This is a genomic window from Ramlibacter sp. (genome assembly GCF_035548915.1).
Lineage (GTDB): Bacteria > Pseudomonadota > Gammaproteobacteria > Burkholderiales > Burkholderiaceae_C > Ramlibacter.
This window is the reverse complement of record NZ_DASZSE010000007.1, coordinates 81,446-106,417: the sequence shown is the minus strand read 5'-3', so window position 1 is coordinate 106,417 and position 24,972 is coordinate 81,446. Positions and strand designations below refer to the sequence as shown.

At 68.4% G+C, this 24,972-nt stretch carries 27 protein-coding genes and 1 pseudogene; 10 read left to right on the top strand and 18 right to left on the bottom strand.

What is annotated here, in order from left to right; all coding sequences use genetic code 11:
• Positions 1 to 6: 6 nt before the first annotated feature.
• The 5 genes from VHA82_RS01775 to VHA82_RS01755 are packed head-to-tail and all read right to left on the bottom strand — an operon-like array spanning position 7 to position 5,111.
• Positions 7 to 501, bottom strand: a complete 495-nt coding sequence (locus VHA82_RS01775; protein ID WP_325539633.1) for a CvpA family protein — start codon at positions 499 to 501, stop codon at positions 7 to 9.
• Positions 502 to 504: 3 nt separating this feature from the next.
• Complete coding sequence (locus VHA82_RS01770) at positions 505 to 1,332, bottom strand: SPOR domain-containing protein (protein ID WP_325539631.1); 828 nt, start codon at positions 1,330 to 1,332, stop codon at positions 505 to 507.
• 6 nt (positions 1,333 to 1,338) lie between these two features.
• The gene (folC, locus tag VHA82_RS01765) at positions 1,339 to 2,640 is read right to left on the bottom strand and encodes a bifunctional tetrahydrofolate synthase/dihydrofolate synthase (protein ID WP_414708611.1); all 1,302 of its coding nucleotides are present in this window, start codon (positions 2,638 to 2,640) and stop codon (positions 1,339 to 1,341) included.
• The gene (locus VHA82_RS01760; RefSeq protein WP_325539629.1) at positions 2,627 to 3,811 is read right to left on the bottom strand and encodes a hypothetical protein; all 1,185 of its coding nucleotides are present in this window, start codon (positions 3,809 to 3,811) and stop codon (positions 2,627 to 2,629) included. The genes folC and VHA82_RS01760 overlap by 14 nt, the downstream gene beginning before the upstream one ends.
• A 1-nt stretch (position 3,812) precedes the next feature.
• The gene (locus VHA82_RS01755) at positions 3,813 to 5,111 is read right to left on the bottom strand and encodes a hypothetical protein (RefSeq protein WP_325539627.1); all 1,299 of its coding nucleotides are present in this window, start codon (positions 5,109 to 5,111) and stop codon (positions 3,813 to 3,815) included.
• On the opposite strand from VHA82_RS01755, the gene VHA82_RS01750 reads away from it, so the two are divergent.
• Together VHA82_RS01750 and VHA82_RS01745 are read left to right on the top strand one after the other, a co-directional pair.
• Entirely contained in the window at positions 5,110 to 5,463 is a 354-nt protein-coding gene (locus tag VHA82_RS01750; protein ID WP_325539625.1) for an ArsC family reductase, read from the top strand. The two genes, VHA82_RS01755 and VHA82_RS01750, sit on opposite strands and share 2 nt — an antisense overlap.
• A 110-nt stretch (positions 5,464 to 5,573) precedes the next feature.
• On the top strand, positions 5,574 to 6,269 hold the full coding sequence (locus VHA82_RS01745; RefSeq protein ID WP_325539623.1) for a hypothetical protein: 696 nt from the start codon (positions 5,574 to 5,576) through the stop codon (positions 6,267 to 6,269).
• 5 nt (positions 6,270 to 6,274) lie between these two features.
• Here the strand turns inward: VHA82_RS01745 and VHA82_RS01740 are convergent, their stop codons facing one another.
• Positions 6,275 to 8,485 (bottom strand): FAD-binding oxidoreductase, encoded by a 2,211-nt coding sequence (locus VHA82_RS01740; protein ID WP_325539621.1) that lies wholly within the window; start codon positions 8,483 to 8,485, stop codon positions 6,275 to 6,277.
• A 313-nt stretch (positions 8,486 to 8,798) separates the two neighbouring features.
• Between VHA82_RS01740 and argG the strand changes: the two genes are divergently transcribed.
• Entirely contained in the window at positions 8,799 to 10,124 is a 1,326-nt protein-coding gene (gene argG, locus VHA82_RS01735; RefSeq protein WP_325539619.1) for an argininosuccinate synthase, read from the top strand.
• Here the strand turns inward: argG and VHA82_RS01730 are convergent, their stop codons facing one another.
• Complete coding sequence (locus VHA82_RS01730) at positions 10,125 to 11,162, bottom strand: hypothetical protein (protein ID WP_325539617.1); 1,038 nt, start codon at positions 11,160 to 11,162, stop codon at positions 10,125 to 10,127.
• 12 nt (positions 11,163 to 11,174) lie between these two features.
• Positions 11,175 to 12,026, bottom strand: coding sequence for an endonuclease/exonuclease/phosphatase family protein (locus tag VHA82_RS01725; RefSeq protein WP_325539615.1), 852 nt, complete (start codon positions 12,024 to 12,026; stop codon positions 11,175 to 11,177).
• 139 nt (positions 12,027 to 12,165) lie between these two features.
• Between VHA82_RS01725 and VHA82_RS01720 the strand changes: the two genes are divergently transcribed.
• The 5 genes from VHA82_RS01720 to nadB all read left to right on the top strand — a co-directional run bounded on the left by VHA82_RS01720 (position 12,166) and on the right by nadB (position 15,879).
• Positions 12,166 to 12,747 (top strand): CBS domain-containing protein, encoded by a 582-nt coding sequence (locus VHA82_RS01720; RefSeq protein ID WP_325539613.1) that lies wholly within the window; start codon positions 12,166 to 12,168, stop codon positions 12,745 to 12,747.
• Between the two features lie 102 nt (positions 12,748 to 12,849).
• Positions 12,850 to 13,146, top strand: a complete 297-nt coding sequence (locus tag VHA82_RS01715; protein ID WP_325539611.1) for a hypothetical protein — start codon at positions 12,850 to 12,852, stop codon at positions 13,144 to 13,146.
• A gap of 44 nt (positions 13,147 to 13,190) precedes the next feature.
• Entirely contained in the window at positions 13,191 to 13,424 is a 234-nt protein-coding gene (locus VHA82_RS01710; protein WP_325539609.1) for a DUF3460 family protein, read from the top strand.
• Positions 13,361 to 14,275, top strand: a complete 915-nt coding sequence (locus VHA82_RS01705) for a segregation and condensation protein A (RefSeq protein ID WP_414708610.1) — start codon at positions 13,361 to 13,363, stop codon at positions 14,273 to 14,275. Before VHA82_RS01710 ends, VHA82_RS01705 begins: the two co-directional genes overlap by 64 nt.
• Complete coding sequence (gene nadB / locus VHA82_RS01700) at positions 14,275 to 15,879, top strand: L-aspartate oxidase (RefSeq protein WP_325539607.1); 1,605 nt, start codon at positions 14,275 to 14,277, stop codon at positions 15,877 to 15,879. The genes VHA82_RS01705 and nadB overlap by 1 nt, the downstream gene beginning before the upstream one ends.
• A gap of 88 nt (positions 15,880 to 15,967) precedes the next feature.
• Here nadB and VHA82_RS01695 read toward each other — a convergent pair whose 3' ends face one another.
• The 6 genes and pseudogenes from VHA82_RS01695 to VHA82_RS01670 all read right to left on the bottom strand — a co-directional run bounded on the left by VHA82_RS01695 (position 15,968) and on the right by VHA82_RS01670 (position 21,351).
• The gene (locus VHA82_RS01695; protein ID WP_325539605.1) at positions 15,968 to 17,191 is read right to left on the bottom strand and encodes an RNA polymerase sigma factor; all 1,224 of its coding nucleotides are present in this window, start codon (positions 17,189 to 17,191) and stop codon (positions 15,968 to 15,970) included.
• Positions 17,192 to 17,210: 19 nt separating this feature from the next.
• Positions 17,211 to 17,558 (bottom strand): YciI family protein, encoded by a 348-nt coding sequence (locus VHA82_RS01690; RefSeq protein WP_325539603.1) that lies wholly within the window; start codon positions 17,556 to 17,558, stop codon positions 17,211 to 17,213.
• A gap of 207 nt (positions 17,559 to 17,765) precedes the next feature.
• Positions 17,766 to 17,984 (bottom strand): annotated as a pseudogene (locus tag VHA82_RS01685) (Fic family protein); the annotation flags it as partial.
• A gap of 364 nt (positions 17,985 to 18,348) precedes the next feature.
• On the bottom strand, positions 18,349 to 19,467 hold the full coding sequence (gene nadA / locus VHA82_RS01680; RefSeq protein WP_325539599.1) for a quinolinate synthase NadA: 1,119 nt from the start codon (positions 19,465 to 19,467) through the stop codon (positions 18,349 to 18,351).
• A gap of 4 nt (positions 19,468 to 19,471) precedes the next feature.
• Complete coding sequence (gene nadC / locus VHA82_RS01675) at positions 19,472 to 20,341, bottom strand: carboxylating nicotinate-nucleotide diphosphorylase (RefSeq protein WP_325539597.1); 870 nt, start codon at positions 20,339 to 20,341, stop codon at positions 19,472 to 19,474.
• Between the two features lie 59 nt (positions 20,342 to 20,400).
• The gene (locus VHA82_RS01670) at positions 20,401 to 21,351 is read right to left on the bottom strand and encodes a tripartite tricarboxylate transporter substrate binding protein (protein ID WP_325539595.1); all 951 of its coding nucleotides are present in this window, start codon (positions 21,349 to 21,351) and stop codon (positions 20,401 to 20,403) included.
• Positions 21,352 to 21,425: 74 nt separating this feature from the next.
• Between VHA82_RS01670 and VHA82_RS01665 the strand changes: the two genes are divergently transcribed.
• Positions 21,426 to 21,752, top strand: coding sequence for a thioredoxin family protein (locus VHA82_RS01665; RefSeq protein ID WP_325539593.1), 327 nt, complete (start codon positions 21,426 to 21,428; stop codon positions 21,750 to 21,752).
• 74 nt (positions 21,753 to 21,826) lie between these two features.
• Here the strand turns inward: VHA82_RS01665 and VHA82_RS01660 are convergent, their stop codons facing one another.
• The 4 genes from VHA82_RS01660 to VHA82_RS01645 are packed head-to-tail and all read right to left on the bottom strand — an operon-like array spanning position 21,827 to position 24,124.
• Positions 21,827 to 22,870 (bottom strand): NAD(P)H-dependent glycerol-3-phosphate dehydrogenase, encoded by a 1,044-nt coding sequence (locus VHA82_RS01660; RefSeq protein ID WP_325539591.1) that lies wholly within the window; start codon positions 22,868 to 22,870, stop codon positions 21,827 to 21,829.
• Between the two features lie 22 nt (positions 22,871 to 22,892).
• Positions 22,893 to 23,360 carry a protein-export chaperone SecB gene (secB, locus tag VHA82_RS01655; RefSeq protein ID WP_325539589.1) on the bottom strand — a complete coding sequence of 156 codons (468 nt, stop codon included), beginning with the start codon at positions 23,358 to 23,360 and terminating at the stop codon, positions 22,893 to 22,895.
• A 47-nt stretch (positions 23,361 to 23,407) separates the two neighbouring features.
• Positions 23,408 to 23,680: a glutaredoxin 3 gene (gene grxC, locus VHA82_RS01650; RefSeq protein WP_325539587.1), complete on the bottom strand. Its 273-nt coding sequence runs from the start codon at positions 23,678 to 23,680 to the stop codon at positions 23,408 to 23,410.
• A 33-nt stretch (positions 23,681 to 23,713) separates the two neighbouring features.
• Positions 23,714 to 24,124 carry a rhodanese-like domain-containing protein gene (locus VHA82_RS01645; protein ID WP_325539585.1) on the bottom strand — a complete coding sequence of 137 codons (411 nt, stop codon included), beginning with the start codon at positions 24,122 to 24,124 and terminating at the stop codon, positions 23,714 to 23,716.
• Positions 24,125 to 24,222: 98 nt separating this feature from the next.
• Between VHA82_RS01645 and gpmA the strand changes: the two genes are divergently transcribed.
• Positions 24,223 to 24,963 carry a 2,3-diphosphoglycerate-dependent phosphoglycerate mutase gene (gene gpmA / locus VHA82_RS01640; protein ID WP_325539583.1) on the top strand — a complete coding sequence of 247 codons (741 nt, stop codon included), beginning with the start codon at positions 24,223 to 24,225 and terminating at the stop codon, positions 24,961 to 24,963.
• Positions 24,964 to 24,972: the final 9 nt, after the last annotated feature.

Here is a 24,972-nt window from a genome sequence, read left to right as displayed (position 1 = left end):
CAGACCTCAGATTGAATCCGGAATGTACCTGCCGAACTGCTCCGGCAGGACGGGCTGCAATCCGCGCAAGGCCGCCTGCGCGACCTCCGCCGATTTCGATTCGTTCCACCACTCGCCGTCCTTCAGCGGCGTGAGGCTCACGACCACCGCGAACACGAGCACCAGCACCACGCCGCGCGCAAGCCCGAAGATCGCACCCAGCGCGCGGTCGATGGGCTTCAGCCCCACGGCCTCGACCATCTTCTTCACGAGCCAGGCGACGAGCCCGCCCGCGAAGAGGGCCAGCACGAACACGAGCACGAACGCGGCCGCATACCGGATCGACGCGCCGGAACTGCCCATCGGCAGCATCTGCGACACGTCCGGCGCGAGCCACTGCGCGAGCACGAAAGCGGCGATCCAGCTCAGCACCGAGATCACTTCGTAGACGAGCCCGCGCAGCAAGCCCAGCAGGACGGAAACCGCCAGCACCCCGACGATCACCCAGTCGAGCGCAGCCATTGCCTACAAGGTGAGGATCTTGGCCTGCAAATCCAGGCCCTTGATCTTCTCGGCCGCCTTGTCCGCCTCGGCGCGCGTCGCGAACGGCCCCACGCGCACCCGGATCAATTTTCCTTCTTTCGTCTCGGCCACGTGCGTGTAGGTCTTCAGGCCCGCGCGTTCCACCTTCAGGCGCGTCTCGCGGGCTTTCGCGGCGTCGGCGAAGGCGCCGATCTGCACAATGAAGCGGCCCGCCTCGCTCGCGGCCGCCGCGGCGCCCGGCAGGGGCCTGCCTTCGAGCAGCGCCCGCGCCCGCGCGCCGTCGTCGGGCATCGGTGCCTCCACGGCTTTGGGCTGCGGCTTCGCTTCGGCCGCGGGTTGCGGCTTCGGCGGCTGCGCCTTCGCGACCGCCGACGGGGCGGGCGGCTCGGCGGGAGCGGCGGCGGCCTGCGGCTTCTCTTCGGCCCGGGACGCAGTCGCCGTGGCCGACGAAGCCGCGCCGATCGACCCCGTCACCGCGGCGCCCGAAGACGGCACGGGCTGCAGCTCGCGCTGCATAGCGGTCGCGGCCGCGGGCGCGGTGGCGGCCGAGGACGCGGTGGCGCCCGAGGGCGCGGGCATGGGCAGCGGCTTGACCTTGTTGCGGTCGGGGATCTCGATGGGGATGTCCACCGGGATGGGTCTTGGCTGCGTGTCGAAGAGCAGCGGGAACCCGACGATGCCGATCAGCACCAGCACGCTCGCGCCGATCAGGCGGTGTCGCGCGCGGCGGCGCATCGCATCGATGCTTTCGGGCTGCGGTGCGCGAGCCTCGCGGTCGGGTGCGGCTTTGCGCAACTTGAACAGGGCCATGAAGTCTCAGGCGGCCAGATGCCTGCCGCGAAGCCGGGGCACTCCGTCTTTCAGGACACCCCCCACCGTGTAGAACGATCCGAAGACGAGGATTCTATCAGCGGGGTCCGCCGCGGCCACCGCCGCGCGCAGCGCCTCCTCGGGGGACGCATGCTTGCTCGCGGTGGCTTCGCGGCGCGTCGATGTCGCCTGCCACGTCGCGTGCAATGCTTCGGCCGTCGCGGCGCGCGGCGTCGGCAGGTCCGTGAAGTACCAGCGGTCCACGAGCGGCATCAGCTTCGCGAACATCGGGGCCACGTCCTTGTCCGCCATCGCGCCGAAGACGGCATGCGTGACGGGATGAAAGCCCATCGCGTCGAGGTTCAGCGCGAGCGCCGCCACCGCGTGCGGGTTGTGCGCGACGTCCAGCACCAGCGTCGGCTCGCCCGGCACGATCTGGAAGCGGCCGGGCAGTTCCACGAGCGCGAGCCCGTTGCGCACGGCCTGCGCCGTCACGGGAACGCGGTCGCGCAGCGCTTCGAGCGCGGCAAGCACGCCGGAGGCGTTCACGAGCTGATTCGCCCCGCGCAGCGCCGGATACGCGAGTCCTGTGTAGCGCCGCCCCCGCCCGGCCCAGGCCCACTGCTGCTTGTCGCCGCTGAAGTTGAAGTCGCGCCCCTGCAGCCACAAGTCGGCGCCGAGCGCGGCCGCGTACTGGACGACGCTGTGAGGCGGCATCGGATCGCTCACGATCGCGGGCTTGCCTTCGCGCATGATGCCGGCCTTCTCGCGCCCGATGCTTTCGCGGTCCGGCCCGAGGAACTCCATGTGGTCGAGGTCGATGCTCGTGATGACGGCGCAGTCGGTGTCGATCGCGTTCACGGCATCGAGCCGACCGCCCAGGCCCACTTCGAGGATCGCGACGTCGGGGCGGCGCGCGTCGATCGCGATCAGTGCGGCGAGCGTGTCGAGCTCGAAGAGCGTGAGGTCGTGCGCCTGCGCGAGCGAATGCGCGACGGCGTACGCGCGATCCAGCTCCGCGTCCGACACTTCCTCGCCGCCGAACCGCACACGCTCGCGATAGGTGACGAGGTGCGGTGAGGTGTACAGAGCCGTTCGCCAGCCCGCGTGGCGCAGGATGCACTCGGCCATCGCGCAGGTCGAGCCCTTGCCGTTGGTGCCGGCCACGGTGATGACCACGCTCTCCTCGAGCGGCCTTGCGGGCAGATCGGCCAGCGCGCGGGCGAGTCGTTCCAGCCCCGGCTTGATCAGCCGCGGGTCATAGCCCGCGCGAATGCGTTCCCACGCATGTTCTTCAGGTTCGTTCACGCCGGCTTCTCCACTCGCGCCATAGATATCTGCCTCTGTAGCCCTGGCTCATGAGCAGCCAGGTCGCGATGCCGGCCCCCACGACCACGCCGATCACCCACCAGAAGACGGGCCGTGCGAGCGCGTTCGTTGCCGCGGAATCGTAGAAGGGCGGCATCTGTATCGCATTCAGGGCCACCGCGAGGCCGAGCACCGTGCTCGCGAAGACGATGACCTGGATGCCGCGCAGCGTGCGCGCCGCCACGAAGAGACTTTGCGCTTCCAGCACCTTCGCGGTTTCTTCGGCGAGGTGGCCGAGGTGTTCGATCTGCTCCTGCAGCCGAAACGCGCCGAACGCGATGCGAAACGTCTCGATCAACGCGGAGCCGGGATAGGCGCGGTTTTTCAGCAGCGCGCATTTTCTGAGCGCCACGAGTTTCTTGCGCACCAGCAGCAGCTTGCGAAACTCCTCGTCCCATTCACCATTGACGCGCACGTCGAGCATGAGCCTTTCCGACCGCTGGCACGCGAGATAGCACCGGAAGAGGTATGCGACCGCCCCGCTCTCAGCCGCCCACGCGAGCCCGTTGGCGGGCGCATCGACCAGGTAGAAGCCGCACCGGTACCGCTCGCTCACGGCATGCTCGCCTTCGATCACGCCCGAGGAACGCAGCAGCATCAAGGCCGAGCCCACGGAAGTTGGGCGCTCCAGCAGCGCGGGTTCGTCCGGCGCCTCGTCGCAAGCCGCCTCGAGTTCGATCACGACGATCAGGTCGTCGCCTTCGGTGCCTTCGAGCGAGCCCGGCGCACTGCGCCACGCGGCCCAGCGTCCCATGCGAAAGACGCCTTGCAGGCCGTCGGCGCTCGCCCGCCAATGGGCGGGCTGCGCGGCGCGGCCAGTCACGAGCCAGGAGAACATGTCCGCCACCTGCTTGCCGAACACACCGGTGGCGCGACTGCCGGCCAACTGCTTTTCGAGCTCCGAGGGGCCGATCGCTCCGGGGCTCGCCTGGATGCGCCGGCAAAGATGCTCGAACCCCTCGTCGAGCGGCGACAGCCTGTCCAGCGCCGTGCCATGCAGCGTGGGCTCGCACGCACAGCCGCGCAGCGAGATGCAGACGAGCTTGCGGCTTGCCGGACTGTCCGCCGCGGCCCGCGCTTCAACATCGTGCTCGTGGGTGCGACCCGACATCTCATGAGACTCCATCGTCCTGCCCGATCTCCAATGCGCCCCGGGCACGAAACGCCTGGCGGACGCTGCGCACGAACACCTGGATGCCCGCCACGTAGAGTCCGGGTGCCCGGTCGGCCTGGGCTTCCAGGCAAGCGGCCAGCCAACGCAGGTCCGGCCGCACCACGTCGAGCGTGCCCAAGTCCGCCACCGGCGGATGGTGCCGAATCCAGTTGGACGTGACGTGGCCCGCGGGGCTGTGCAGCGCGATGGCGGCATGCCGCTCCAAGCCGCTGCGCGCAAGCCGCCCGAGGATCGCCGCGCAATCCTTCTCGTCGCTCAGGCCCAGCACGCAAAGCGAATCTCGCGGCAGCCGCGCGCGCAGGATCGCGCCATCGATCGACTCGTGACTCACGAGCGCCTCGCACACGACGGGCTTGCCCGCGAGCCGCGCGCCAAAGAACGACGGCGTGGGGATCGCCTGCAGATCGGCGTGCGGCTGCACGACGCCGAGCGCCCCGCGCGCCACCGCAAGCAGTTCGCCGTACCAGCGCGGCATGGCTGCGTGCTCGGCGTGCTCGGCGTGCTCAGCGTGCTCGGCGTGCTCGGCGTGCTCGATGGCGGGCGAAGCGACCACGCGCACGTTGGCCGCGAGGGGCCAGGCGGCCGCGCTCGGGCCGGCCACGACGATGTCCGCCTGCGACGCGATGGAAAGCTTGTCCTGCGCGACAGCCTCGAACGAGCCGCCGAGCGCGCGAACGTGCTCCGGAAGCACCGATGTGACGACCCCCAGCGCCGCGCGCAACTGCCCGATCTCGTCCGCGCGCACGCCGCGCCCGCCTTCGATCACGATCCAGCCGGGCGAACGCTCGGCGAACCACTGCAGCGCCACCGTGAGAAAGATGCCGGTGGGAGAGAGATAGCGCTCGGGCGCGAGTTCCCGCAGCGCATCCTCCAGCAGCGGCAACGAGCGCGAGAGGAGACGTTCGAAGTCCGCCGGTGAAATCGCGACACCGTCCACGCGAATGCGGTCGTAGTGGTCGAATTCCTCCGGCGACACCAGCAGGCCGATGCGCGCGCCGCTTCGCCCGAGGTTCCACGCGAGAAGGCGCGCCACCGTTCCCTTGCCCTTGCTGCCGGTGACGAGGATCGTGCGCGCGGGGTCGGGCCGGCAGCCGAGCGCGTCCCACACCTTCGAGAAGACCCAGGGCGCGCGCGCATCGCGGTCGGTGCGGCCCGCAAGGCGCGCGCGCGACTGCACGTACGAAGCAAATACCGGGTCGAAGGGGTCGGCCGCCACCATCGGTCTATCATGCCTCATGGCCATCACCCTCTACGGCATCACCAATTGCGACACCGTGAAGAAGGCTCGCGCCTTCCTGTCGGACAATGGCGTCGAGTACGCCTTCCACGACTTCAGGAAGCAGGGCCTGCCCGAAAAACACCTCGACGCGTGGTTGAAGGCGATCGGCTGGGAAAAGCTTCTGAACCGCAAGGGCACCATGTGGCGCAAGCTGGACCCCGCCGAGCAGGCGTCCGTCGGCGATGCCGCGAGCGCGCGCAAGGTCATGCTCGCCGAGCCGCGCGTGATCAAGCGGCCCGTGGTGGAATGGGGGCCGGAGACGACCGTGGGATTCGACGCCGACGCATGGGCGAAACGCCTGCGGTTGTGACCGAAGCTTGCATTGCGGCGATTTTTACCGCATCTTTACGGCAGGTCAGCAAAAAGCGGCTCGGCCGTGCCTACCATTTCAGCATCCACATAGCAGTTCGGGGGATGAACATGAGAAAGCTCCTTCTCACCACGCTGGCGCTCGCATCGGTCGGTGCATACGCCCAGGAAACCGGCCGAGTGATCTCGAGCACGCCGGTCGTTCAACAAGTCGCAGTGCAGCGCCAGGTGTGCAGTCAGCAGCCGGTTGCGGTGCAGCAGCAGCCTTCCGGCGCGGGCGCCCTGCTCGGCGCGATCGCCGGTGCGGGCCTCGGCAACGTGATCGGCGCGGGCAGCGGCCATGCGGTCGCCATCGGCCTCGGCACGGTGCTCGGCGCGGCGGTGGGCAACAGCGTCGAATCGCGCGGCGCGTCGATGCAGAACGTGCAAAGCTGCGCGCCCCAGACGTCCTACGAAAACCGGACGGTCGGCTACAACGTCACGTACGAGTACAACGGAAAGCAGTACACGGTGCAGATGCCCAACGACCCGGGCCCGACCGTGCGCCTGCAGGTCACGCCCGTGGGCAGCGCCGCGGCCGCGCAGCAGCCGCTCGTCACCGCGCCGCCGATCGCGGCCGACGGCACGGCAACTACGACGACCGCTCCGGCCGTTGTCGTCCAGGAATCCGTGCCGAGCGTCGTGTACCCGAGCTACACGGTGTACCAGCCGTACTATTCGTATTACCCGTACTACGGATACGCGCCCATTTCCCTCAGTTTCGGCTACGTGTGGCACGGCGGCGGCCGCCACGGCCACTGGAGATAACCCCTTCAGATCGGCGAGCGCGGCACCGCGCCCTTGACGAGCACCGGCCCCGTGGGGCCGGTTTCGCTTGGCGGCGTGGATTCAGCGAAGTGAAAGGTCACGGGCGACGGTGGCGGCATCGGCGGTGCGTCACGCGTGACCGAAGGGCGACGCGGCGCGGTGGGCCGCATCACCTGCCGCGCGAGCGTCGCGAGCATCGGGCCTTGCGTCGTGCCGCCGGCGAACGTGCCGCCCACGACGAGCCGCTCGGGCGACGTGCGTTCGAAAAGGGATATGCCGTCGGTCGTCGCGGGACGCGCGCATTCGATCAGGTCGAGCGCGCCTTCCACCGCCGCGAACGACCTCGGGAAATGCGTTTGCACCGCGCGCAGGAATCGCGCGAGGATCTCCTGCTTCTGTTCGGCAGTCGCGTTCGGCGGCACCTGGCCGCCCGAGATCACGATCAGGTCGCCGTCGCGGCTGCAGTTCATCACGCCCACCGGCAGGTCGTGCAGGAGTTTCAGCCCCTGGAGACCGTCCCCTTCCCCTTCGGTGGCCGGGAATTTCACGAACCAGCCCGACACGGGCACGACGCCCGGCTCCTCGACGCCTCGGGCCGAGACCTCGATCACCCCATCACCCTGCGGCAGAGTCGCCGCATCGGAGCCGAGAAGCTCCTCGACGAATTCGACGCCTTCGTCCTGCAGCATCCTCGTGAGCTGCGCCATGAATGCGCGAAACTGGATCGCGTACCCGGGCACGACCAGGGCGCACTCGACGTTGCGCACGCCGAACTGTTGCTCCGCCGCGCTGCCAGTCATTGCCTCCACATCTTCGGAAGCCTCGGGCCAAAGCCGTCGCAACGCGTCGCGCTGGAAGTCGAACGCCTTCTGCGCGCTCCCGTGGTCCCGTGGAAATGCGCGAACGAGCGGCGCCTGCACGAACGGGCGAAGTTCCGGGTTGTCTTCGAGCAGTCGCGCAAAGAGCGCGATGCTGCCGACGTTCATCGCCATCACGAAGTCGTTCGCGATGGGGTAGAGCGACCGATTCGCGTACACCGGTTTGGCCGTGGTCTCCGTGAGGGACAGATGCCGCATGTCCACGGGCTTGTGGCTCGCGCCTGCGCCCGCGTCGCTGCGGCCCCACACGGTCACGCGGTCGCCTGCGAGAAGGAACTGCAAAGCATTCATGACGCCATTGATCCCGCAGCCCGCGACGTGCGTTTGCGGAGCATCCTCTCCATCGCGTCTCGTTCGCGACCCGCAGCCACGAATGGCGAACGAGGCCCCGGCGTGCGACTCGGTCAACCGCGTCGATTGCCGCGTCGCAAGCCGCATCGTGTACGCGAAGTCGAGGTCGCGCAGACATTCCTCGCTTGCGGCGGCCCGCGTGGTGAGCTGCGGCGGCGTGCGCCACGTGTCCAGCGGAATGCCCAGGCGCACGGCGCGAGCACGAAACTCCGCGAGCGTGCTCGGGCCGTAGTCGATGAGCAGGGTTCTCCTCCCCGTGGCCAGTTCGCGCAGCGCGTCGTCGCTGAAGACGTCGGGTTTGGAAACGCACACGATGTCGGCAAAGTCACGCATGCTCATGATGTGCCGGCGTGTGATCCGCCCGGTCGTCTCCTCGTTCAGCGCGACGCACACGACGAGGGACTGCGCGCGGTGGCAAGCGAGGTCCCAGCAGTCGGTGACCCTGACGCGTTGCGCAGGCGCGCCTTGTCCAAGAGCGTCGCGGGATGCGCCCGCACGCGCGAGGACCAGGGGCCGGGCGTCGGGGCGCGCGGCCTGCGCGGCATCCAGGAACCGGCGTCCCACCTCGCCCGCGCCAAGCACGCGCACGTCGTCGAGCACACCGTCGCCTCCGCGGCACACCTCGTCCAGCATGAATCTCGCGACGTGGTGCGCATTGACGCCGGGCGTGCTGATGAGTTCGATGCCGAGCGATTCGCAGACGTCCAGGCGAATCCTGTCGAGACTCGTGCCCCGCCGCACGAGGACCAGTTCGCCTTCCGGGCAGACGCGGCGCCATGCCTCGAGCACTTCCCTGGTCACCGGATGATCGGCGACGACGAGAACGCGCGGTTTCTCGCGCTCGATCGCCTCGATGAGTTCGCCCGCGGTCCTGGCGGCGCCGAACGTCACGTTGTCCGGCGCCTGCGACTCCCACCGTGACGAGCGAGGCGCGACGTGCAGGATGCGCCCGCATTGGCCGAGCATCTGGCCGGCGATGGGCGGCACTGGCGGCCCCGAGACGGTTTCGCCCCAGGAAGGCCGCCGCTCGGGCGGCGGCGTCGAGCTACGCTCTGGGACTCGCGGCTGGGCGGCGCCGCCCGAGTGAAAATGAAAGCGAGGGACGAAGACCAGCGGCAAGGCACGCTGAAGCAGCGCGCAAGTGCGTGTCGAGACGGAAGGATTCATGCGCCTGTCGCGGATGGAAAACCTTGCAGTATCGAAGCGGCCTTCGTCGCCCGGCAATAGACGAACGTCTCTCGGCTCCGGCTCACGACAAAGCGGCCCGGTAAAATCTTCGCCACGCCCTCTTCGCCTATTCATGACCACCATCCTCGAACATCTGCCGCTGCACGAGAAAGTCGGCATCGCCTTCTCCGGCGGCCTCGATACGTCGGCCGCGCTGCACTGGATGCGCAAGAAAGGCGCCGTCCCCTACGCCTACACCGCCAACCTCGGCCAGCCCGACGAGCCCGATTACGACGCGATCCCGCGCAAGGCGCTCGAATACGGCGCGGAGAAGGCGCGCCTCGTCGACTGCAGGAAGCAGCTCGCGCACGAGGGGCTCGCCGCATTGCAGTGCGGCGCCTTCCACATCACCACGGCCGGTGCGACGTACTTCAACACCACGCCGCTCGGCCGCGCGGTGACGGGCACGATGCTCGTGGCCGCGATGAAGGAAGACGACGTCCACATCTGGGGCGACGGCAGCACCTTCAAGGGCAACGACATCGAACGCTTCTACCGCTACGGTCTCCTCACCAATCCGTCGCTGAAGATCTACAAGCCCTGGCTCGACCAGCAGTTCATCGACGAGCTCGGCGGCCGCGCGGAGATGTCGGCCTTCATGAGCGCTTCGGGCTTCGCTTACAAGATGTCCGCCGAGAAAGCGTATTCGACCGACTCCAACATGCTCGGCGCGACGCACGAGGCGAAGGACCTGGAGCATCTGAGTTCCGGCATCCGCATCGTGAACCCGATCATGGGCGTGGCATTCTGGAAGGACGACGTCGCCGTGAAGGCCGAGGAAGTGCGCGTGCGTTTCGAGGAAGGGCGGCCCGTCGCGTTGAACGGCAGGACCTTCGACGATGCGGTGGAACTGTTCCTCGAAGCCAACCGCATCGGCGGCCGCCACGGCCTGGGCATGAGCGACCAGATCGAAAACCGCATCATCGAAGCGAAGAGCCGCGGCATCTACGAAGCCCCGGGGATGGCCCTTCTTTTCATCGCGTACGAGCGACTCGTGACGGGCATCCACAACGAGGACACGATCGAGCAGTACCGCGACAACGGCCGCAGGCTCGGGCGGCTGCTCTATCAGGGCCGCTGGTTCGATCCGCAGGCGATCATGCTGCGCGAGACGGCGCAGCGCTGGGTCGCGCGGGCGATCACGGGCGAAGTGACGGTCGAACTGCGGCGCGGCAACGACTATTCGATCCTCAACACCGAGTCGCCCAACCTCACCTACGCGCCCGAGCGCCTCAGCATGGAGAAGGTGGAAAACGCGCCCTTCACGCCGAAGGATCGCATCGGGCAATTGACGATGCGCAATCTCGACATCACGGACACGCGAGGCAAGCTCGCCGTGTATTCGAGTGCCGGGCTGCTCGCGAAGCGCGGGGACGATCCGCTGCCGTCGCTCGAGTGATCACTGCGCGGGCGGGTGCTTCCTGAACCACTCGCCCATCGAAGCCGCCATGCGCTGCAGCACGTCGTTCGCGGCCGCCGCATACGCCTGATCGTTCACGACCGCCACGGCCGTCGTGCTGCTCTGCGCGGCGCCACCCGCATTGAGCATGCCCATGCTCTTGCCGAGCAGGTCGAAGGCCGATTTCGTGGCGGCATTGTCCTGGTGAGCGGTCTCCCGCATCGTGCCGAAGTCGCTGCCGCCGAGGATGGGAGCCTCGAGACGGAAGCTCCCCTGGTCGCCGCCCATCTGCATGCCGTTGCGAAACTCCGTTCCGCGCGTGTAGAAGACTTGCATGTACGGCACCGACATCGTGAGCTCGGCTCCCGTTTCGGCCGCGCCCGCGGTGAGCGCCGAGCGATTGCCGCTCGAACGCATCTTCGCGAAATTCACGAGGATCACGGGCGCGATCACGGCCGCGCCCGTCTTCACCGAAATTTCCTCCAGCTTGCGGTAGTTCGTGAGGTCGAAGCCGCCGCTGCCCCACGGGCCATCGTGCAGCATGAAGACGAGCGGCATGCCGCTCGGCGAGAAGAACGCCACCTTCTGTCCGCCGTTTTCCTTCAGCATGCCCTGCGGCGACACCTGAAAGCCCGCGAAGAGTTCCTTCAATTCCGACAGCGGCACGACTTCGCGCCCCGAAGCCGCCAGCTCCTTCAGGAACGCCGCGTACGCCTGGTCGGTGATGGCGCGAAGCGTGGGCTCGGTCACGCCCTGCAGCGTGAGGTGGAACGACGAACGCGCGCCGCTGTGGTCGATGCCACCGGGCAGGTACACCCCGCGAACCTGGGCGGACACGTGGTTTTCGGTCACGAACGCGACGCGGAACGCCGGCACCGCGACGCGCTTCGCATTGGGCATGACGTCGACGATGTCCTTGCCGAAGCTGCCGCCCATGCGGCCCTTGAACATCTTGTCGACGTCGGCGTCGCCCTGGGCGAAGGCGAGATGCGCGAAGCAGGCGAGCGCGGCTGCGGCGAGGAAACGCGGAAGACTCATGAGGCTACTCCGTCAGGTGTCGATCTCCAGCAGCACGGGTTGATGATCCGAATACTGCGTGGCCGGATTCACTTCGACCCGCTTCACCCGGTCCGCGAGGTCCGCCGACACGAAGAAGAAGTCGAAGCTCTGCGGCCCGTCGGGCCACTGCTGCCGATCGTACAGGCCCAGCGTCATCGGGTGCGGCTCGCCTGGATGCGCAATCGCCCACGCGTCGCGCCATGCGGGCGCGTCGCCCAGCGGCTGCTGCAGCCGCGCGATCATCGGGTCGGCCGAGCCGCAGTTGAAATCGCCGCACACGATGGCGCGGCTGCCGCGCTGGCGCGTTTCGAACGGCTTGCCCATCTGGTCCTCGTACCGGGGCAGGTCGCGATGCCTGCTCGCCTCGGCCTGCAGCTCGCGCAGGAACTCGATCTGCGCGGCGCGCTGCCCCGCGGCGTAGTACTCCAGGTGCGTCGTCATGACGCGCACCGGGCCGCCCGGCGAAGGCAGCACCGCTTCGGTCAGCTGGCGCGGCATGCTCGGCTCGGTCGCGTCCGCGGGCCACGGGAGCTGGTGGCGCAGCACCTGGATCGGTGCTTCGCGGGTGAACATCATGTTGCCGAAGCGCTGGTGGCCGATGCCGGGCGTGTAGCGGTCCACCGCCACGCCTTCGATCGCGCAGTGCAGGGGCAGGAGTTTCGCGAGCTCGGCGTACTGGCACGAAGTGCCCGCGCCTTCGAGGCCGGGGTAGTTGTCCGCGACCTCCTGCAGGCACAGCACGTCGAAGTCGGCCATCTCACGTGCGGTGTCGACGATGCGCTCGAGGTCGACGCGGCCGTCCGCGCCGCGGCCCCACTGGATGTTCCAGGTGATGACGACCATGCGCCACTATAGGGGCGCTCCGGGCGGAAAGTCGAATGGTCGCGGCGAATGCCGCTGCGCGCGGACCCTGCGTGCAACGAGGATTTGCATCCCGAAGCCGATCGGCGGATCATGTCCTCCAAGGAGAAAGGAGGTCCCCATGGCCTACGGCACACTCCCCGTCCTCGGCAGCATCGGCGCGATCCGCGTCTGCCGCCCCGAGCAGGGCCAGGTCGGCGTCACGCTCGACTCGCCCGCAGCCCTCGTGATGACCGACTTGACGAAGGTGGCCGCCGCGGTGGTCTCGCCCCAGGACACCATGGACCAGGCGCACGCCTTCATGATCAAGCGCGGAGTCCGCATGCTCCTCGCGGTGGACGACGAACAGAGCCTCGCGGGCATCATCACCACGAACGACATCCTCGGCGAGAAGCCCGTTGCGGTCGCGCAGGAACTGCGCATCCGCCACTGCGACATCCTGGTGGCCGACGTGATGACGCCCGCCCACCGGCTGGAGGCATTCGACATGCAGTCGGTGAAGACCTCGCGCGTCGGCCAGGTGGTCGCAAGCCTGCAGCATGCGCGCCGCCATCACGCGCTCGTGGTGCAGGAAAGCGGCGACGGGCAGCGCGAAGTCCGCGGGCTCTTCTCGCTGTCGCAGATCGCGCGCCAGCTGGGCATGCCGCTTGCGCTGCCGGCGCAGGCGCAGTCGTTCGCGGAGATCGAAGCGGCGCTCGTGTAAGGTCGCGTCACCGAAGGACATCCGCCCGGGAGCGCGCGGCGCAGTGCGCTCCGGTCGCCCCCGCCCCTACAATCGGCGCACGATCACGAACCCGCCCATCCCATGTCGGACACCCGCCACATCGTCTTCCACGACCCCGGCCCGGCCTGGGTCGCGGGCAAACCGTTTCCCGAGCAGACGGGCGTGCGGGAGCACGTCGAGCATTACCGCCGATTCCACGCCGAAGGCAAGCTCGCGATGGGCGGGCCCTTCCTCGACGGCGCGGGCGGCGGCATGATGGTCACCGAGCCCGGCCTCGATGCGGGCGAGCTCTTCGCGTTCGCGCAGTCGGACCCGGCCGTCGCGAGCGGGCTGCTCGTGGTGCGCATCCGCCCCTGGCTCGCGGGCATGAAGAAGTAGGCCCCCTGCCGGCCAGCCGTAGAATCGGAGCAGAAAGGCTTCCCATGTCCCTGCGCTCCCTGCTCCAGCGCCTCTTCCGGCGTCCCGACTACAAGTCCGACGTCACCCAGCTCATCGACCGCATGAAGTCCCAGCAGCCGGACCTCGAATCGCGCCAGCGCGCGGGCCGCGCCATCTGGTGGGACAAGAATCTCGACCGGCAGGCGCTCGCGGAATGGCGCGACGCCAAGGTGCCGCAGAAGCCCTACGTGTACGGGACGGAGCCGGCGAAGCAGTGAGCGACGCCGTCGACACGGCGCTGCCGGAACCCCCGGCGGCTGAAATTCCGGGCATCCCCGAAGTGGTGGACCAGGTCGCGCTCGCGCGCCTTTACGGCGAGCCCCTCTTCGCCATGCCGCAGGACCTCTACATCCCGCCGGATGCGCTGGAGGTCTTCCTCGAAGCCTTCGAGGGGCCGCTCGACCTGCTGCTCTACCTCATCCGCAAGCAGAACTTCAACATCCTCGACATTCCGATGGCGGCCGTGACCCGCCAGTACCTCGTATACGTCGACGAAATCCGCTCGCGCAACCTGGAACTCGCCGCCGAATACCTCCTCATGGCGGCCATGCTGATCGAGATCAAGTCGCGCATGCTGCTGCCGCCGAGGAAGACGGCCGAAGGCAGCGAAGCCGAGGACCCGCGCGCCGAACTCGTGCGGCGCCTGCTCGAATACGAGCAGATGAAGCTCGCCGCCGCGCACCTGAACGCCATTGCGCAGCTCGGCCGCGACGTGCTGCGCGCGCAGGTCTACATCGAGCAGTCGCTCGAGCCGCGCTTTCCCGACGTGAACGTGGTCGACCTGCAGGAAGCCTGGCGCGACATCCTGAAGCGCGCGAAGCTCGTGCAGCATCACAGGATCTCGCGCGAGGAGCTTTCCGTGCGCGAGCACATGTCGATGGTGCTGAAGAAGCTGCAGGGCCGCAAGTTCGTCGAGTTCGAGCACCTCTTCGACACCACGCGCGGGATGGGCGTGCTGATCGTGACGTTCATCGCCATGCTGGAGCTCGCGAAGGAGTCGCTGATCGAGGTGACGCAGGCCGAGGCCTACGCGCCGATCTACGTGCGGCTCGCCTACCAGCCCGCCTGATGCCGACGATGGACAACGACAGCAGCAAGACCATTCCTCGCGACTTCGACGTCGTCATCGTCGGCAGCGGCCTCGCCGGTCTCTCGGCCGCGATGCACCTCGCCCCCACGCATCGCGTGGCGGTGCTCACCAAGCGCTCGATGAGCGACGGCTCCTCCGGCTGGGCGCAGGGCGGCATCGCCGCGGTGCTCGGCGAGCACGACACGTTCGCCTCGCACGTGGACGACACGCTCGTCGCGGGCGCGGGGCTGTCCGACCCCACGGCGACGCGCTTCGTCGTCGAACACGCGCCCGAAAGCGTCGAGTGGCTGCGCACGCTCGGCGTGCCGTTCTCGCTCGAAAACGGCCACCTGCACCTCACGCGCGAAGGCGGCCACAGCGCGCGGCGCATCGTCCACGTGACCGACGCCACCGGTGCGGCCGTGCAGCAGACGCTCATCGAGCACGTGCGGCGCACGCCGAACGTCACCCTGTTCGAGCACCACGTGCTCGTGGACCTGATCCGCGCGGGCAAGCTGGGCTACCCGGGGCAGGACCGGTGCCTGGGCCTTTACGCGCTCGACGAAACGACGGATGAAGTCGTGACTTTCCGCGCGCCGCACACGATCCTCGCCACGGGCGGCGCGGGCAAGGTGTACCTCTACACGACGAATCCCGACACGGCCACCGGCGACGGCATCGCGGCCGCGTGGCGCGCGGGCTGCCGCGTGACGAACATGGAGTTCATCCAGTTCCACCCGACCTGCCTTTATCACCCGCACGTCAAGAACTTCCTCATCACGGAGGCCGTGCGGGGCGAAGGCGGGCGGCTGCTGCTGCCCGACGGCACGCGCTTCATGCCGAATCACGACAAGCGCGCCGAACTCGCGCCGCGCGACGTCGTGGCGCGCGCCATCGACTTCGAGATGAAGAAGCACGGCCTCGACTGCGTGTACCTCGACATCTCGCATCAGCCGCCGGAATTCGTGAAGGAGCATTTTCCGAACATCCATGCGCGGTGCCTGGAACTGGGCATCGACATCACGAGGCAGCCGATTCCCGTGGTGCCCGCCGCGCATTACACCTGCGGCGGCGTCCACACCGACCTGCAGGGCCGCACCGACCTGCTCGGGCTGCACGCGATCGGCGAGACGGCGTACACCGGGCTGCACGGCGCCAATCGCCTCGCGAGCAACTCGCTCGTGGAATGCATGGTGTTCGCGCGCTCTTCGACGCAGGACATCGTCGCGACCTCCCTGCCCGCGCCGCCCGAGGTGCCGCCGTGGGACGACAGCCGCGTGACCGACGCCGACGAAGCGGTCGTGATCTCGCACAACTGGGACGAGCTGCGCCGCTTCATGTGGGACTACGTGGGCATCGTGCGCACGAACAAGCGGCTCGAACGCGCGGCGCACCGCATCACGCTCTTGCAGCAGGAGATCCAGGAGTTCTACAGCGCGTTCCACGTGACGCGCGACCTGCTCGAGCTGCGCAACCTCGTCACCGTGGCCGACCTGATCGTGAAGTCGGCGCAGTCGCGCCACGAAAGCCGCGGCCTGCATTTCTCGCGCGACTATCCTTCGATGGCGCCGCTCGCGATGCCCACGACGCTCGCGCCGCGCTGAGGCGGCGCGGTGCCTGCTCCCGGGAGGAGGCCCAACCCAAGCCTCTCCCGGAGGGAGCAGTCATGAAAACCTTCTGCCGCGCAAGAGGCTACACCTTCGCCATCCGCCCCTGCAGGAACACCCGCACGTCTTCGTCGCGCTCCAGCCCGATCGCCATGGCATAAGCCTCGCGGGCCTCGTCGCGCCGTCCGCAGCGCGCAAGCAGCTCCGCGCGCGCGGCCCAGTACGGCTGGTATTGCGCAAGCCGCGCATCGGATTCGAGTTCGGCGAGCGCCGCGAGCGCCACGCCGGCGTCTTCGGCCTGCGCGAGCGCCACGGCGCGGTTGAGCGCGGCGACCGGCGAGCCGGTGATCGCCTGCAATGCGTCGTACAGCGAGACGATCGCGCGCCAGTCGACCGCGCCCGCGTATCGGCGCACGTTGTGCGCGGACTGGATGGCGGCTTCGAGCTGATAGCGCCCGGCGCGTCCGAAGCGGCTCGCGTGCTGAAGCAGGCGTTCGGCCTCGTCGATCAGCTCGCCGTCCCAGAGCGCCTCGTCCTGCTCGGCGAGCGGAACGTAGCCGCCCTGCGCGTTGCGTCGCGCGCGGCGTCGTGCATGTGAATGCAGCATGAGCGCGACCAGGCCGAGCGCCTCGGGCTCGTCCGGCAGCAGCCGCGAGACGAGCATCCCGAGCCAGATCGCCTCGTCGGCGAGATTGCGGCGGCGCGGGTCCGCGCCGAGCGCGTCGGACCAGCCTTCGGCGTAGCACGCGTAGATCGCTTCCAGCACGGAGTCGAGCCGCTCCGCGAGGCGCGAACGCGGCGGCACTTCGAAGGCGATGCCCGCCATGCGGATCTTGGTCTTCGCTCGCACGAGCCGCTGGCTCATCGCCGCAGGCGCGACGAGGAAGGCGGAGGCGATCGCCGCCGCATCGAAGCCGAGCACCGTCTGCAGCATGAGGGGCGCACGCACGCCCGCGTCGATGCCCGGATGCGCGCAGGCAAAGAGCAGTTCGAGCCGGCGGTCGGGCAAGGCGCCCTCTTCCTGGACTTCGTCCTGCAGTTCGCAGAGCCAGAGCAGGTGGGCGGCCGCTTCTTCGCCGTGGATGCGTTCGCGCACCGCATCGACCATGCGGCGGCGGGCCACGGTGAGCAGCCATGCCTCGGGGTTGTCGGGGACGCCGCGGGCGGGCCAGTCGGCGAGCGCGGTGGCGAACGCTTCGGACAGCGCGTCCTCGGCGCCCGCGACGTCGCGCGTGCGCGCGGCGAGGAAGGCGACCAGTTTGCCGTAGCTGTGACGCGCCGCGCGTTCGGCCGCTTCGGCGGGATTCACCGCGGCGAGCCGGTCGATTTCACATTCCCCAGACCGGACGCACTTCCACGGCGCCGTGGCTCGCGCCCGGGCAACGCGCGGCCCACGAGAGCGCCTCGTCGAGGTTGGGCACGTCGATGAGGAAGTAGCCGCCGAGCTGTTCGCGGGTATCGGCGAACGGGCCGTTCAGCACTTCGGTCTTGCCGTCGCGCACGCGCACGGTGGTGGCGGCATCGGCCGGGCGCAGGCGGTTGCTGGAGCGCACGACGCCCGCTTGCGAGAGCGCCTGCGCATAGGCCGTGTACGCGGCCATGGCCTGCGCGCTCTGGGTTTCGGTCATCTTCTCGAACGCGGTGGGGTCCGAGTGGATCAGCAGCATGTATTCCATGTGGAAAGCTCCTTGGGTCGGCGCGGCGCGACGTGCGCCGGCGGAGTATGTCGGCCGGGGCGGGGGGATTTCGACATCGTAGGTTCGGAATTTGCGCTGGGGAGGTGGCCGGCTGAAAAGATCGGTGGGGCCAGCCTGTTGACGAGGTAGGGCCAGCACAGTTCATCGCGGAACAACGCGATCACGCGTTCGGGCTGTCGACGAGGGTCATGAGGTCCTGCGCCTCCTGAGCAGCTTGGCTTTCAGTGATTCGCCGGCGCGTGTCAGGCGGTAGCGTTGTCGGCTGCTTCGTGGTTTGTCGGGAAGCGTCATTGTCACCCAGCCGTCGGCGAGAGCCGGCAGCAGATAGACCGAGCGGAAGTGTTTGGTGTCTTTCAGACCGATGGCTCGCTGCAATTGCTCGCGAGTCATCTCGCCTTCCAACGCGAGGACGAGCTGGACTTTCCGGGGTGACTTCCCCGGTCACTTGCCCGGTGACTTCCCCGGTGACTTGGGGGGTGACTTGGGGGGTGACTTGGGGGGTGCCCTCGTCCCCCAACTCGCCTCGCAGGCGCTTCACATAGCTGTCGCTGAAAGCAAATTCCATCCCCCAGCCGCCGCCGGACTGCGTGGTGCGCGGCTCGGGAGTGTGAGCGGCGGGATTTCTCGAGGGCCATGTCGTCGTCGGGGCGTCAGGCTCCGGAGCATACACACGGTCGCGCCGGTCTTGTCTCGCATCGCGCCCGGGGAACACGGGTCCGCGCGCGCCCTCACCCCAGCCTTCTCCCAAAGGGAGAGGGAGCATCAGCCCCTACGCCGCCCCGATGTTCGGCACCAGCGAGCCCGCCGGCTTGCCGCTCTTCAGCGCCGCCGTGAACGCCAGCATCCGCTCGATCGGCACGCGCGCGCGATCGATCACCTTCGCATCCACGAACACTTCGTTCGCCCCCGTCTCCAGCACACGCGCCGCGGCGGCTAAGCCATTCATCGCCATCCACGGGCAATGCGCGCAGCTCTTGCACGTCGCGCTGTTGCCGGCCGTCGGCGCCTCGATGAACACCTTGCCCGGATTGAGCGTCCGCAGCTTGTGCATCATCCCGTTGTCGGTGGCGACGATGAACTCCTTCGCCTCCATCTCGCGCGCCGCCTTCAGGATGCCGGAGGTCGAGCCCACCGCATCCGCCAGCGCCACCACGTCGGGCGGCGACTCCGGATGCACCAGCACTTTCGCATCCGGATACTGGCGCTTCAGGTCCGCGAGCTCGAACGCCTTGAACTCGTCGTGCACGATGCACGAGCCGTTCCAGAACACCATGTCCGCACCCGTCTCGCGCTGGATGTAAGAACCCAGGTGCTTGTCCGGCGCCCACAGGATCTTGTGCCCGTTTTCCTTCAGCGCGCGCACGATGTCCAGCGCGCAGCTCGACGTCACCAGCCAGTCGGCCCGCGCCTTCACGGCCGCACTCGTGTTCGCATAGACGACGACCGTGCGGTCCGGATGCCGGTCGCAGAACGCGGCGAACTCGTCGATCGGGCAGCCGAGGTCCAGCGAGCAGGTCGCATCCAGGTCCGGCATCAGCACGCGCTTTTCGGGGGAGAGGATCTTCGAGGTCTCGCCCATGAACCGCACGCCGGAGACGACGAGCGTCGTCGCCGGGTGGTCGCGCCCGAAGCGCGCCATCTCGAGCGAGTCGCTCACGATGCCGCCGGTCTCCTCGGCGAGGTCCTGCAGGTCCGGATGCACGTAGTAATGCGACACCATTGCCGCATTGCGTTCCTTCAGCAGGCGGCGAATCTTCGCCTTCAGCGCGGCGCGCTCTTCCTGCGAAGGCTCGAGGGGCACGCGCGCCCACGCATGCCGGGTGTCGCAAGCGTTGCCCGGCAGCGGGTGTTCGTATTCGACGTCGAAAACGGGGATGACTGCGCTCATGGCTTCATGGCTCGGAACCGACTTCCTTCAGGCGCATCGAGAAGTCGATCGCCTTCACGTCCTTGGTCAACGTACCGATGGAGATGCGGTCGACGCCCGTTTCGGCAAGCGTTCGCACGCTTTGCAGGGTCACGCCCCCCGAGATTTCGAGGATCGCGCGCGCGTTGTTGATGCGCACCGCCTCGCGCAGCGTCGCGAGGTCCATGTTGTCCAGCAGGATCATCGTGGCGCCGGCGGCGAGCGCCTCCTGCAACTGCGCGAGCGTCTCGACTTCGATCTCGATGAACTGCGCCCCGACCGCGAACTTCTGCGCCGTACGCAGCACGGGCGCGACGCCGCCCGCCGCGGCGATGTGGTTTTCCTTCACCAGCACCGCATCGAAGAGACCGATGCGATGATTGGTGCCGCCTCCGGTCTTCACCGCGTACTTCTGCGCGAGTCTGAGGCCCGGCAACGTCTTGCGCGTGTCGACGATCTGCGCGCGCGTGCCCTGCACCGCTTGCACGTATTGCGCCGTCTTCGTCGCGACGGCGCTCAGAAGCTGCAGGAAGTTGAGCACCGTGCGCTCCGCCGTCAGCAGCACGCGCGCCGAGCCTTCGATCTCGAGCACGACCTGGTCGGCCAGGCAGCGCATGCCTTCGCGCACGAGCCAGTGCACCTCGGCCGACGGGTCCAGCTGCTTCACGACCGCTTCGGCCCAGGGCGCGCCGCAGATCACGGCCTCCTCGCGGGCAAGGACGCGTGCCCGCGCGCGGCGTGCCGGATCGACCAGTGCCGCCGTGAGATCGCCCGGACCCACGTCTTCCTCCAGGGCGCGCCTCGCATCCTGTCGGGCGAGCTCGGAAATCGCGGCGGGCGAGAAGTCGAATGTCATGCGGCAAGGATAGCCGGATCGGGTGCGCGCCGCGCCGGCGGGGCGTTGCAACCCTGCCGTCAGCGCGGCCCGAGGCCGAGCTTGCGGATCAACTCGCCATAGCGTTCGCTGCTGCGCCTGAGCGTGTCGGCGTACACCGACGGCGGGCCGCCCACGATGTCCTGACCGCTTTCGTGCAGGAGGGCGATCACCTCGGGGTCTCCCAGGACGCGATCGATGTCGCGATTCAGCTCGCGCACGCGCGCCGCGGGTGTGGCCGCGGGCACGAGCACACCGTAGAAACCTTCGAGCACGAACCCGGGCCAGACCTGGTCCAATGCAGGCACGCCGTAGGGCGCACCCCGCGTCTGCGCGAGGGCACGCAGCTTGCCCGACTCCACGAGCTTCTGCACGGGCTCCACATTCACGAACATCAGGTCGGCGTGGCCGCCCAGAAGCGAATTCATCGCGGGGGCGATGCCCGCATACGGAATCACCGTGACGCGGCCGCCGAGCTTCGCTTTCAACTGCTCGCAGGCGATCGTCGAATTGCCGGGATAGGCGACGCAGTTGAGCCCGTCGGGCCGGGCCGAGGCGACGCGCGCCACGTCATCCGCGCTCGCGACACCGCTCGCGGGCGACGCGACCAGCACGTACTGCTCGGTATCGATCTGGATGACGGGCGCCAAATCCGCAAGCGGCGAGAAGCTCACCTTCTGCATCAGCGTCATGTACGTGATGCCCGTGCCCGCGAGCAGCAGCGTGCGCCCGTCGGGCGGCGAACGCATCACGTGCTCCGTGCCGATCTGCGTGTTCGCGCCGGGCCGGTTGTCGACGACGTGGGGCTCGCCCGTGATCGCGCTCAGCTTGTGCGCGAGCAGGCGCCCCATGGCGTCGAGCGCGCCGCCCGGCGGCGCGGGCACGACGATGCGCACGAGCTTCGCTTCGCCCTGGGCGTGGGCCGGGCCGAGCACCGTCAGCGCCGCCGCGAGCAGGAGCAGCGACCGAGCGAGGTCGCAAAGGATGAGCATGATCCATTATCCCGTACACGCTGGCGTGCGGCAGGCCTACGGCAAGGTCTTGCGACGCGCATCACAATGGCGCCATGGATCAGGACTACGCGACCGTCGAGCCTACCCGCGAGGAAGTCGATGCCATCGAAGCGCCGCTGATGCTCGAGTTCGGCACGGCCTGGTGCGGCTGGTGCCGCGGTGCCCAGCCTTTCATCCGGCAGGCGCTCCAAGCGCATCCGGACGTGCGGCACATGAAGGTGGAAGACGGACCGGGACGGCCGCTCGGCCGGTCGTTTCGCGTGAAGCTCTGGCCGACGCTCGTGTTCCTGAAGCAGGGCAAGGAGATCGCGCGCGTGACGCGGCCAGGCAGCGCGCGGGAGATCGGCGAAGCCTTGCGCAAGATCGACGACGACGCATAGGCTCGACGCAACCTCGGCCAAGAGGCTGCAAGTGTGCGCAATGCCTAGGCGGGTCGTCCCCGCGGCTGCCCGAGCTACGATCCTCGATCCCGATCTGGCGTCGAATGCGGATTCGACACGGTTTCGTCGGCCGGATCGCGCCCCATCAACTCGGCAACCGCCGCGCGTGGCGCCACCCGGCCATCCAGCAGGTCGACCACGGCACGAGCGATCGGCATCCGCACGTCGAGCGCCGCCGCGCGCTGCACCACCGTGCGCGCCGACGTCACGCCCTCGGCCACGTGGCCGAGCGAGTCCACCGCCTCGGCAAGCGTGGCCCCGCCCGCGAGCTGCAAGCCCACACGACGATTGCGGCTCAGGTCTCCCGTGGCGGTGAGCACGAGGTCGCCCAGCCCCGACAGCCCCATGAAGGTTTCGGCGCGCGCGCCGAGCGCCACACCCAGGCGGGTCATTTCCGCGAGGCCGCGCGTGACGAGCGCCGCGCGCGCGTTCATGCCGAGCGCGAGCCCGTCGCAAAGCCCCGTGGCGATGGCCAGCACATTCTTCACGGCGCCCCCTACCTCGACACCGGCCAGGTCGTCGTTGGCGTAGATCCGCATGGCGGGTCCGTGAAAAGCGGCGACCAGCAGATCGCGAAGGGATGCGTGTTCGCTGGCCGCCACGAGTGCCGTCGGCTGCCCGCGCGCCACTTCCTGCGCGAAGCTCGGGCCGCTCAACGCCCCGGCGACGAGCGCAGGCGCCACCTGCGCGAGGATTTCGTGTCCGAGCAGGCCGCCGGATGCATCGCGCGCCGGCTCGAACCCCTTGCAAAGCCACGCGACGGGGCGCTCGCTGCCGCTCACGGCTTGCAGCATGTCCCGCAGCCCCGCCATGGGCGTGGCGATGACGATGAGATCGAAGGATCGCGCGAGCAAACCCAGCGCCTCCACGCCCTCGGCATGCACCGCGACGTTGGCGGGGAGAGGACATCCCGGCAGGTACCGCCGGTTCTCGCGGGCCGCGTCGATCTCGCGGGCCTGCGCCGCATCGCGTGCCCAGAGCCCCACTTCATGCCGCGGCGCCGCGCTCGCTGCGAGCGCCGTGCCCCATGCGCCGGCACCGAGCACGAGGATCTTCATGGCGCCGCGCCCCTCGGGCGGCTCAGGTGGTGACGATGCGGGACGGCTCGTTGGCCGCCTGCTTCACCTGCGCCTGCTGCTGCTCGAACATGGCCTGGAAGTTGATCTCGGCCATGTGCACCGGCGGGAAGCCGGCGCGCGTCACGATGTCCGCGACATTCGCGCGCAGGTAGGGGTAGACGATCTGCGGGCACGCGATGCCCAGCACCGGCTGCATCTGGTCGGCGGGGAGGTTGCGGATTTCGAAGATGCCGGCCTGCTTCGCCTCCACGAGGAAGACGGTCTTGTCCTTGATCTTCGTCGTGATGGTGGACGTGACCGCGATCTCGAACATGCCTTCGCTCACCTGCTGGGCTTCGACGCCGAGCTGGATGTCGACCGTGGGCTGCTCCTGCTCCAGCAGGATGGCGGGCGAATTGGGCTGCTCGAGCGACGCTTCCTTGAGGTAGACGCGCTGAATCTGGAACACGGGTTCGTTGTTGTCGGCCATGACGAATGCCTTGGGGAAGAAGGCAGAAGGGGAAACGGAAGATTATGTCAGGCCGCGCGGCTCGCGCCCGCGAGCAGCGGGTCGAGCCTGCCCGCACGCTCGAGCGCCATGAGGTCGTCGCAGCCGCCCACGTGCGTGTCGCCGATGAAGATCTGCGGGACGGTGCGGCGGCCCGTGATCTGCATCATCTCCAGGCGCTGGTCGGGCTGCATGTCCACGCGGATTTCCTCGATGGCGTCGACGCCCTTGGCTTTGAGGATCTGCTTGGCGCGGATGCAGTACGGGCACACCGCGGTCGTGTACATCTTGACGGTTGGCATGGAACTTTCTCTTTCGTCGACCGGGAACGGCCCTCAGCCCTTCTCGACCGGAAGATTGGCCTCTTTCCAGGCATTGAGCCCGCCGGCCAGGGCCTGTACCCGTTCATAGCCCAGTTTCTGCGCGACACCCACGGCACGGTTGGCGCGAGCGCCTGTAGGACAGACGAAGATGAGCGGCAGCGACTTGTTCTTCGCCACCTCGGGCAGGCGCTGCTCCAGCTGGCCCACCGGCACGTTGCGGGCGCCTGCCACGTGGCCCGAGGCGAATTCCTCCGCCTCGGAGACGTCGATCACGATCGCCTTTTCGCGGTTCATGAGCTGCACGGCGAGCGTCGAGCCCACCGAGCTGCCCCGCGCTCCGCTCATGACGACGGGCCACAGCAGCATGCCCCCCGAGGTGAGCGCCACCACGATCAGCAGCCAGTTGTCGATGACGAACTTCATTCGGTCTCCGGTCCTCGTTCGCGCCTTGCAAAGCCTGCGATTCTAAAATGCCGGGCATCTCCCTCGCTTTTCGTCCTCTTTCTGCCGCCCTTGCCCCCATGCACAAGCTTGTCCTCATCCGCCACGGCGAATCGACCTGGAACCTGGAAAACCGCTTCACCGGCTGGACCGACGTGGACCTCACGCCGCTTGGCATCGAACAGGCCGTGCAGGCCGGACGCCTCCTGAAGGCCGAGGGCTACGATTTCGACCTCTGCCACTGCAGCGTGCTCAAGCGCGCTACGCGCACGCTCTGGCACGTGCTGGACGAGATGGACCGCACGTGGCTGCCGGTTGTGCATTCGTGGCGGCTGAACGAGCGCCACTACGGTGCGTTGCAGGGGCTCAACAAGGCCGACATGGCGCGGCAGTACGGCAACGAGCAGGTGCTGGTCTGGCGCCGCAGCTACGACACGCCGCCGCCGCCGCTCGATGCGAACGATCCGCGCGGCGAACGCGGCGACCGGCGCTACTCGGGGCTGGAGGAGGTCCCGCTCACCGAATGCCTGAAGGACACGGTGGCGCGGGTGCTGCCTTTCTGGAACGACGCGATGGCGCCGGCGATCCGGTCGGGCAAGCGCGTGCTGGTTTCAGCGCACGGCAACTCGATCCGGGCGCTCGTGAAGTACCTCGACGGCGTCTCCGATACGGACATCGTGGGCCTGAACATCCCGAACGGCATCCCGCTCGTGTACGAGCTCGATGCGGACCTGAAGCCCTTGAAGCATTACTACCTCGGCGACGCCGAAGCGATCGCGAAGGCCGCCGCGGCCGTGGCCAACCAGGGCAAGGCCGGCTGACCGCGGCCG

Bases quoted from the DNA above. Each gene is read 5' to 3' on its own strand.
- VHA82_RS01775 (WP_325539633.1), bottom strand. From the start codon at position 501: ATGGCTGCGCTCGACTGGGTGATCGTCGGGGTGCTGGCGGTTTCCGTC.
- VHA82_RS01770 (WP_325539631.1), bottom strand. From the start codon at position 1,332: ATGGCCCTGTTCAAGTTGCGCAAAGCCGCACCCGACCGCGAGGCTCGC.
- VHA82_RS01760 (WP_325539629.1), bottom strand. From the start codon at position 3,811: ATGTCGGGTCGCACCCACGAGCACGATGTTGAAGCGCGGGCCGCGGCG.
- VHA82_RS01750 (WP_325539625.1), top strand. From the start codon at position 5,110: ATGGCCATCACCCTCTACGGCATCACCAATTGCGACACCGTGAAGAAG.
- VHA82_RS01755 (WP_325539627.1), bottom strand. From the start codon at position 5,111: ATGAGGCATGATAGACCGATGGTGGCGGCCGACCCCTTCGACCCGGTA.
- VHA82_RS01745 (WP_325539623.1), top strand. From the start codon at position 5,574: ATGAGAAAGCTCCTTCTCACCACGCTGGCGCTCGCATCGGTCGGTGCA.
- argG (WP_325539619.1), top strand. From the start codon at position 8,799: ATGACCACCATCCTCGAACATCTGCCGCTGCACGAGAAAGTCGGCATC.
- VHA82_RS01730 (WP_325539617.1), bottom strand. From the start codon at position 11,162: ATGAGTCTTCCGCGTTTCCTCGCCGCAGCCGCGCTCGCCTGCTTCGCG.
- VHA82_RS01725 (WP_325539615.1), bottom strand. From the start codon at position 12,026: ATGGTCGTCATCACCTGGAACATCCAGTGGGGCCGCGGCGCGGACGGC.
- VHA82_RS01720 (WP_325539613.1), top strand. From the start codon at position 12,166: ATGGCCTACGGCACACTCCCCGTCCTCGGCAGCATCGGCGCGATCCGC.
- VHA82_RS01715 (WP_325539611.1), top strand. From the start codon at position 12,850: ATGTCGGACACCCGCCACATCGTCTTCCACGACCCCGGCCCGGCCTGG.
- VHA82_RS01710 (WP_325539609.1), top strand. From the start codon at position 13,191: ATGTCCCTGCGCTCCCTGCTCCAGCGCCTCTTCCGGCGTCCCGACTAC.
- VHA82_RS01705 (WP_414708610.1), top strand. From the start codon at position 13,361: ATGGCGCGACGCCAAGGTGCCGCAGAAGCCCTACGTGTACGGGACGGA.
- nadB (WP_325539607.1), top strand. From the start codon at position 14,275: ATGCCGACGATGGACAACGACAGCAGCAAGACCATTCCTCGCGACTTC.
- VHA82_RS01690 (WP_325539603.1), bottom strand. From the start codon at position 17,558: ATGGAATACATGCTGCTGATCCACTCGGACCCCACCGCGTTCGAGAAG.
- nadA (WP_325539599.1), bottom strand. From the start codon at position 19,467: ATGAGCGCAGTCATCCCCGTTTTCGACGTCGAATACGAACACCCGCTG.
- nadC (WP_325539597.1), bottom strand. From the start codon at position 20,341: ATGACATTCGACTTCTCGCCCGCCGCGATTTCCGAGCTCGCCCGACAG.
- VHA82_RS01670 (WP_325539595.1), bottom strand. From the start codon at position 21,351: ATGCTCATCCTTTGCGACCTCGCTCGGTCGCTGCTCCTGCTCGCGGCG.
- VHA82_RS01665 (WP_325539593.1), top strand. From the start codon at position 21,426: ATGGATCAGGACTACGCGACCGTCGAGCCTACCCGCGAGGAAGTCGAT.
- VHA82_RS01660 (WP_325539591.1), bottom strand. From the start codon at position 22,870: ATGAAGATCCTCGTGCTCGGTGCCGGCGCATGGGGCACGGCGCTCGCA.
- secB (WP_325539589.1), bottom strand. From the start codon at position 23,360: ATGGCCGACAACAACGAACCCGTGTTCCAGATTCAGCGCGTCTACCTC.
- grxC (WP_325539587.1), bottom strand. From the start codon at position 23,680: ATGCCAACCGTCAAGATGTACACGACCGCGGTGTGCCCGTACTGCATC.
- VHA82_RS01645 (WP_325539585.1), bottom strand. From the start codon at position 24,124: ATGAAGTTCGTCATCGACAACTGGCTGCTGATCGTGGTGGCGCTCACC.
- gpmA (WP_325539583.1), top strand. From the start codon at position 24,223: ATGCACAAGCTTGTCCTCATCCGCCACGGCGAATCGACCTGGAACCTG.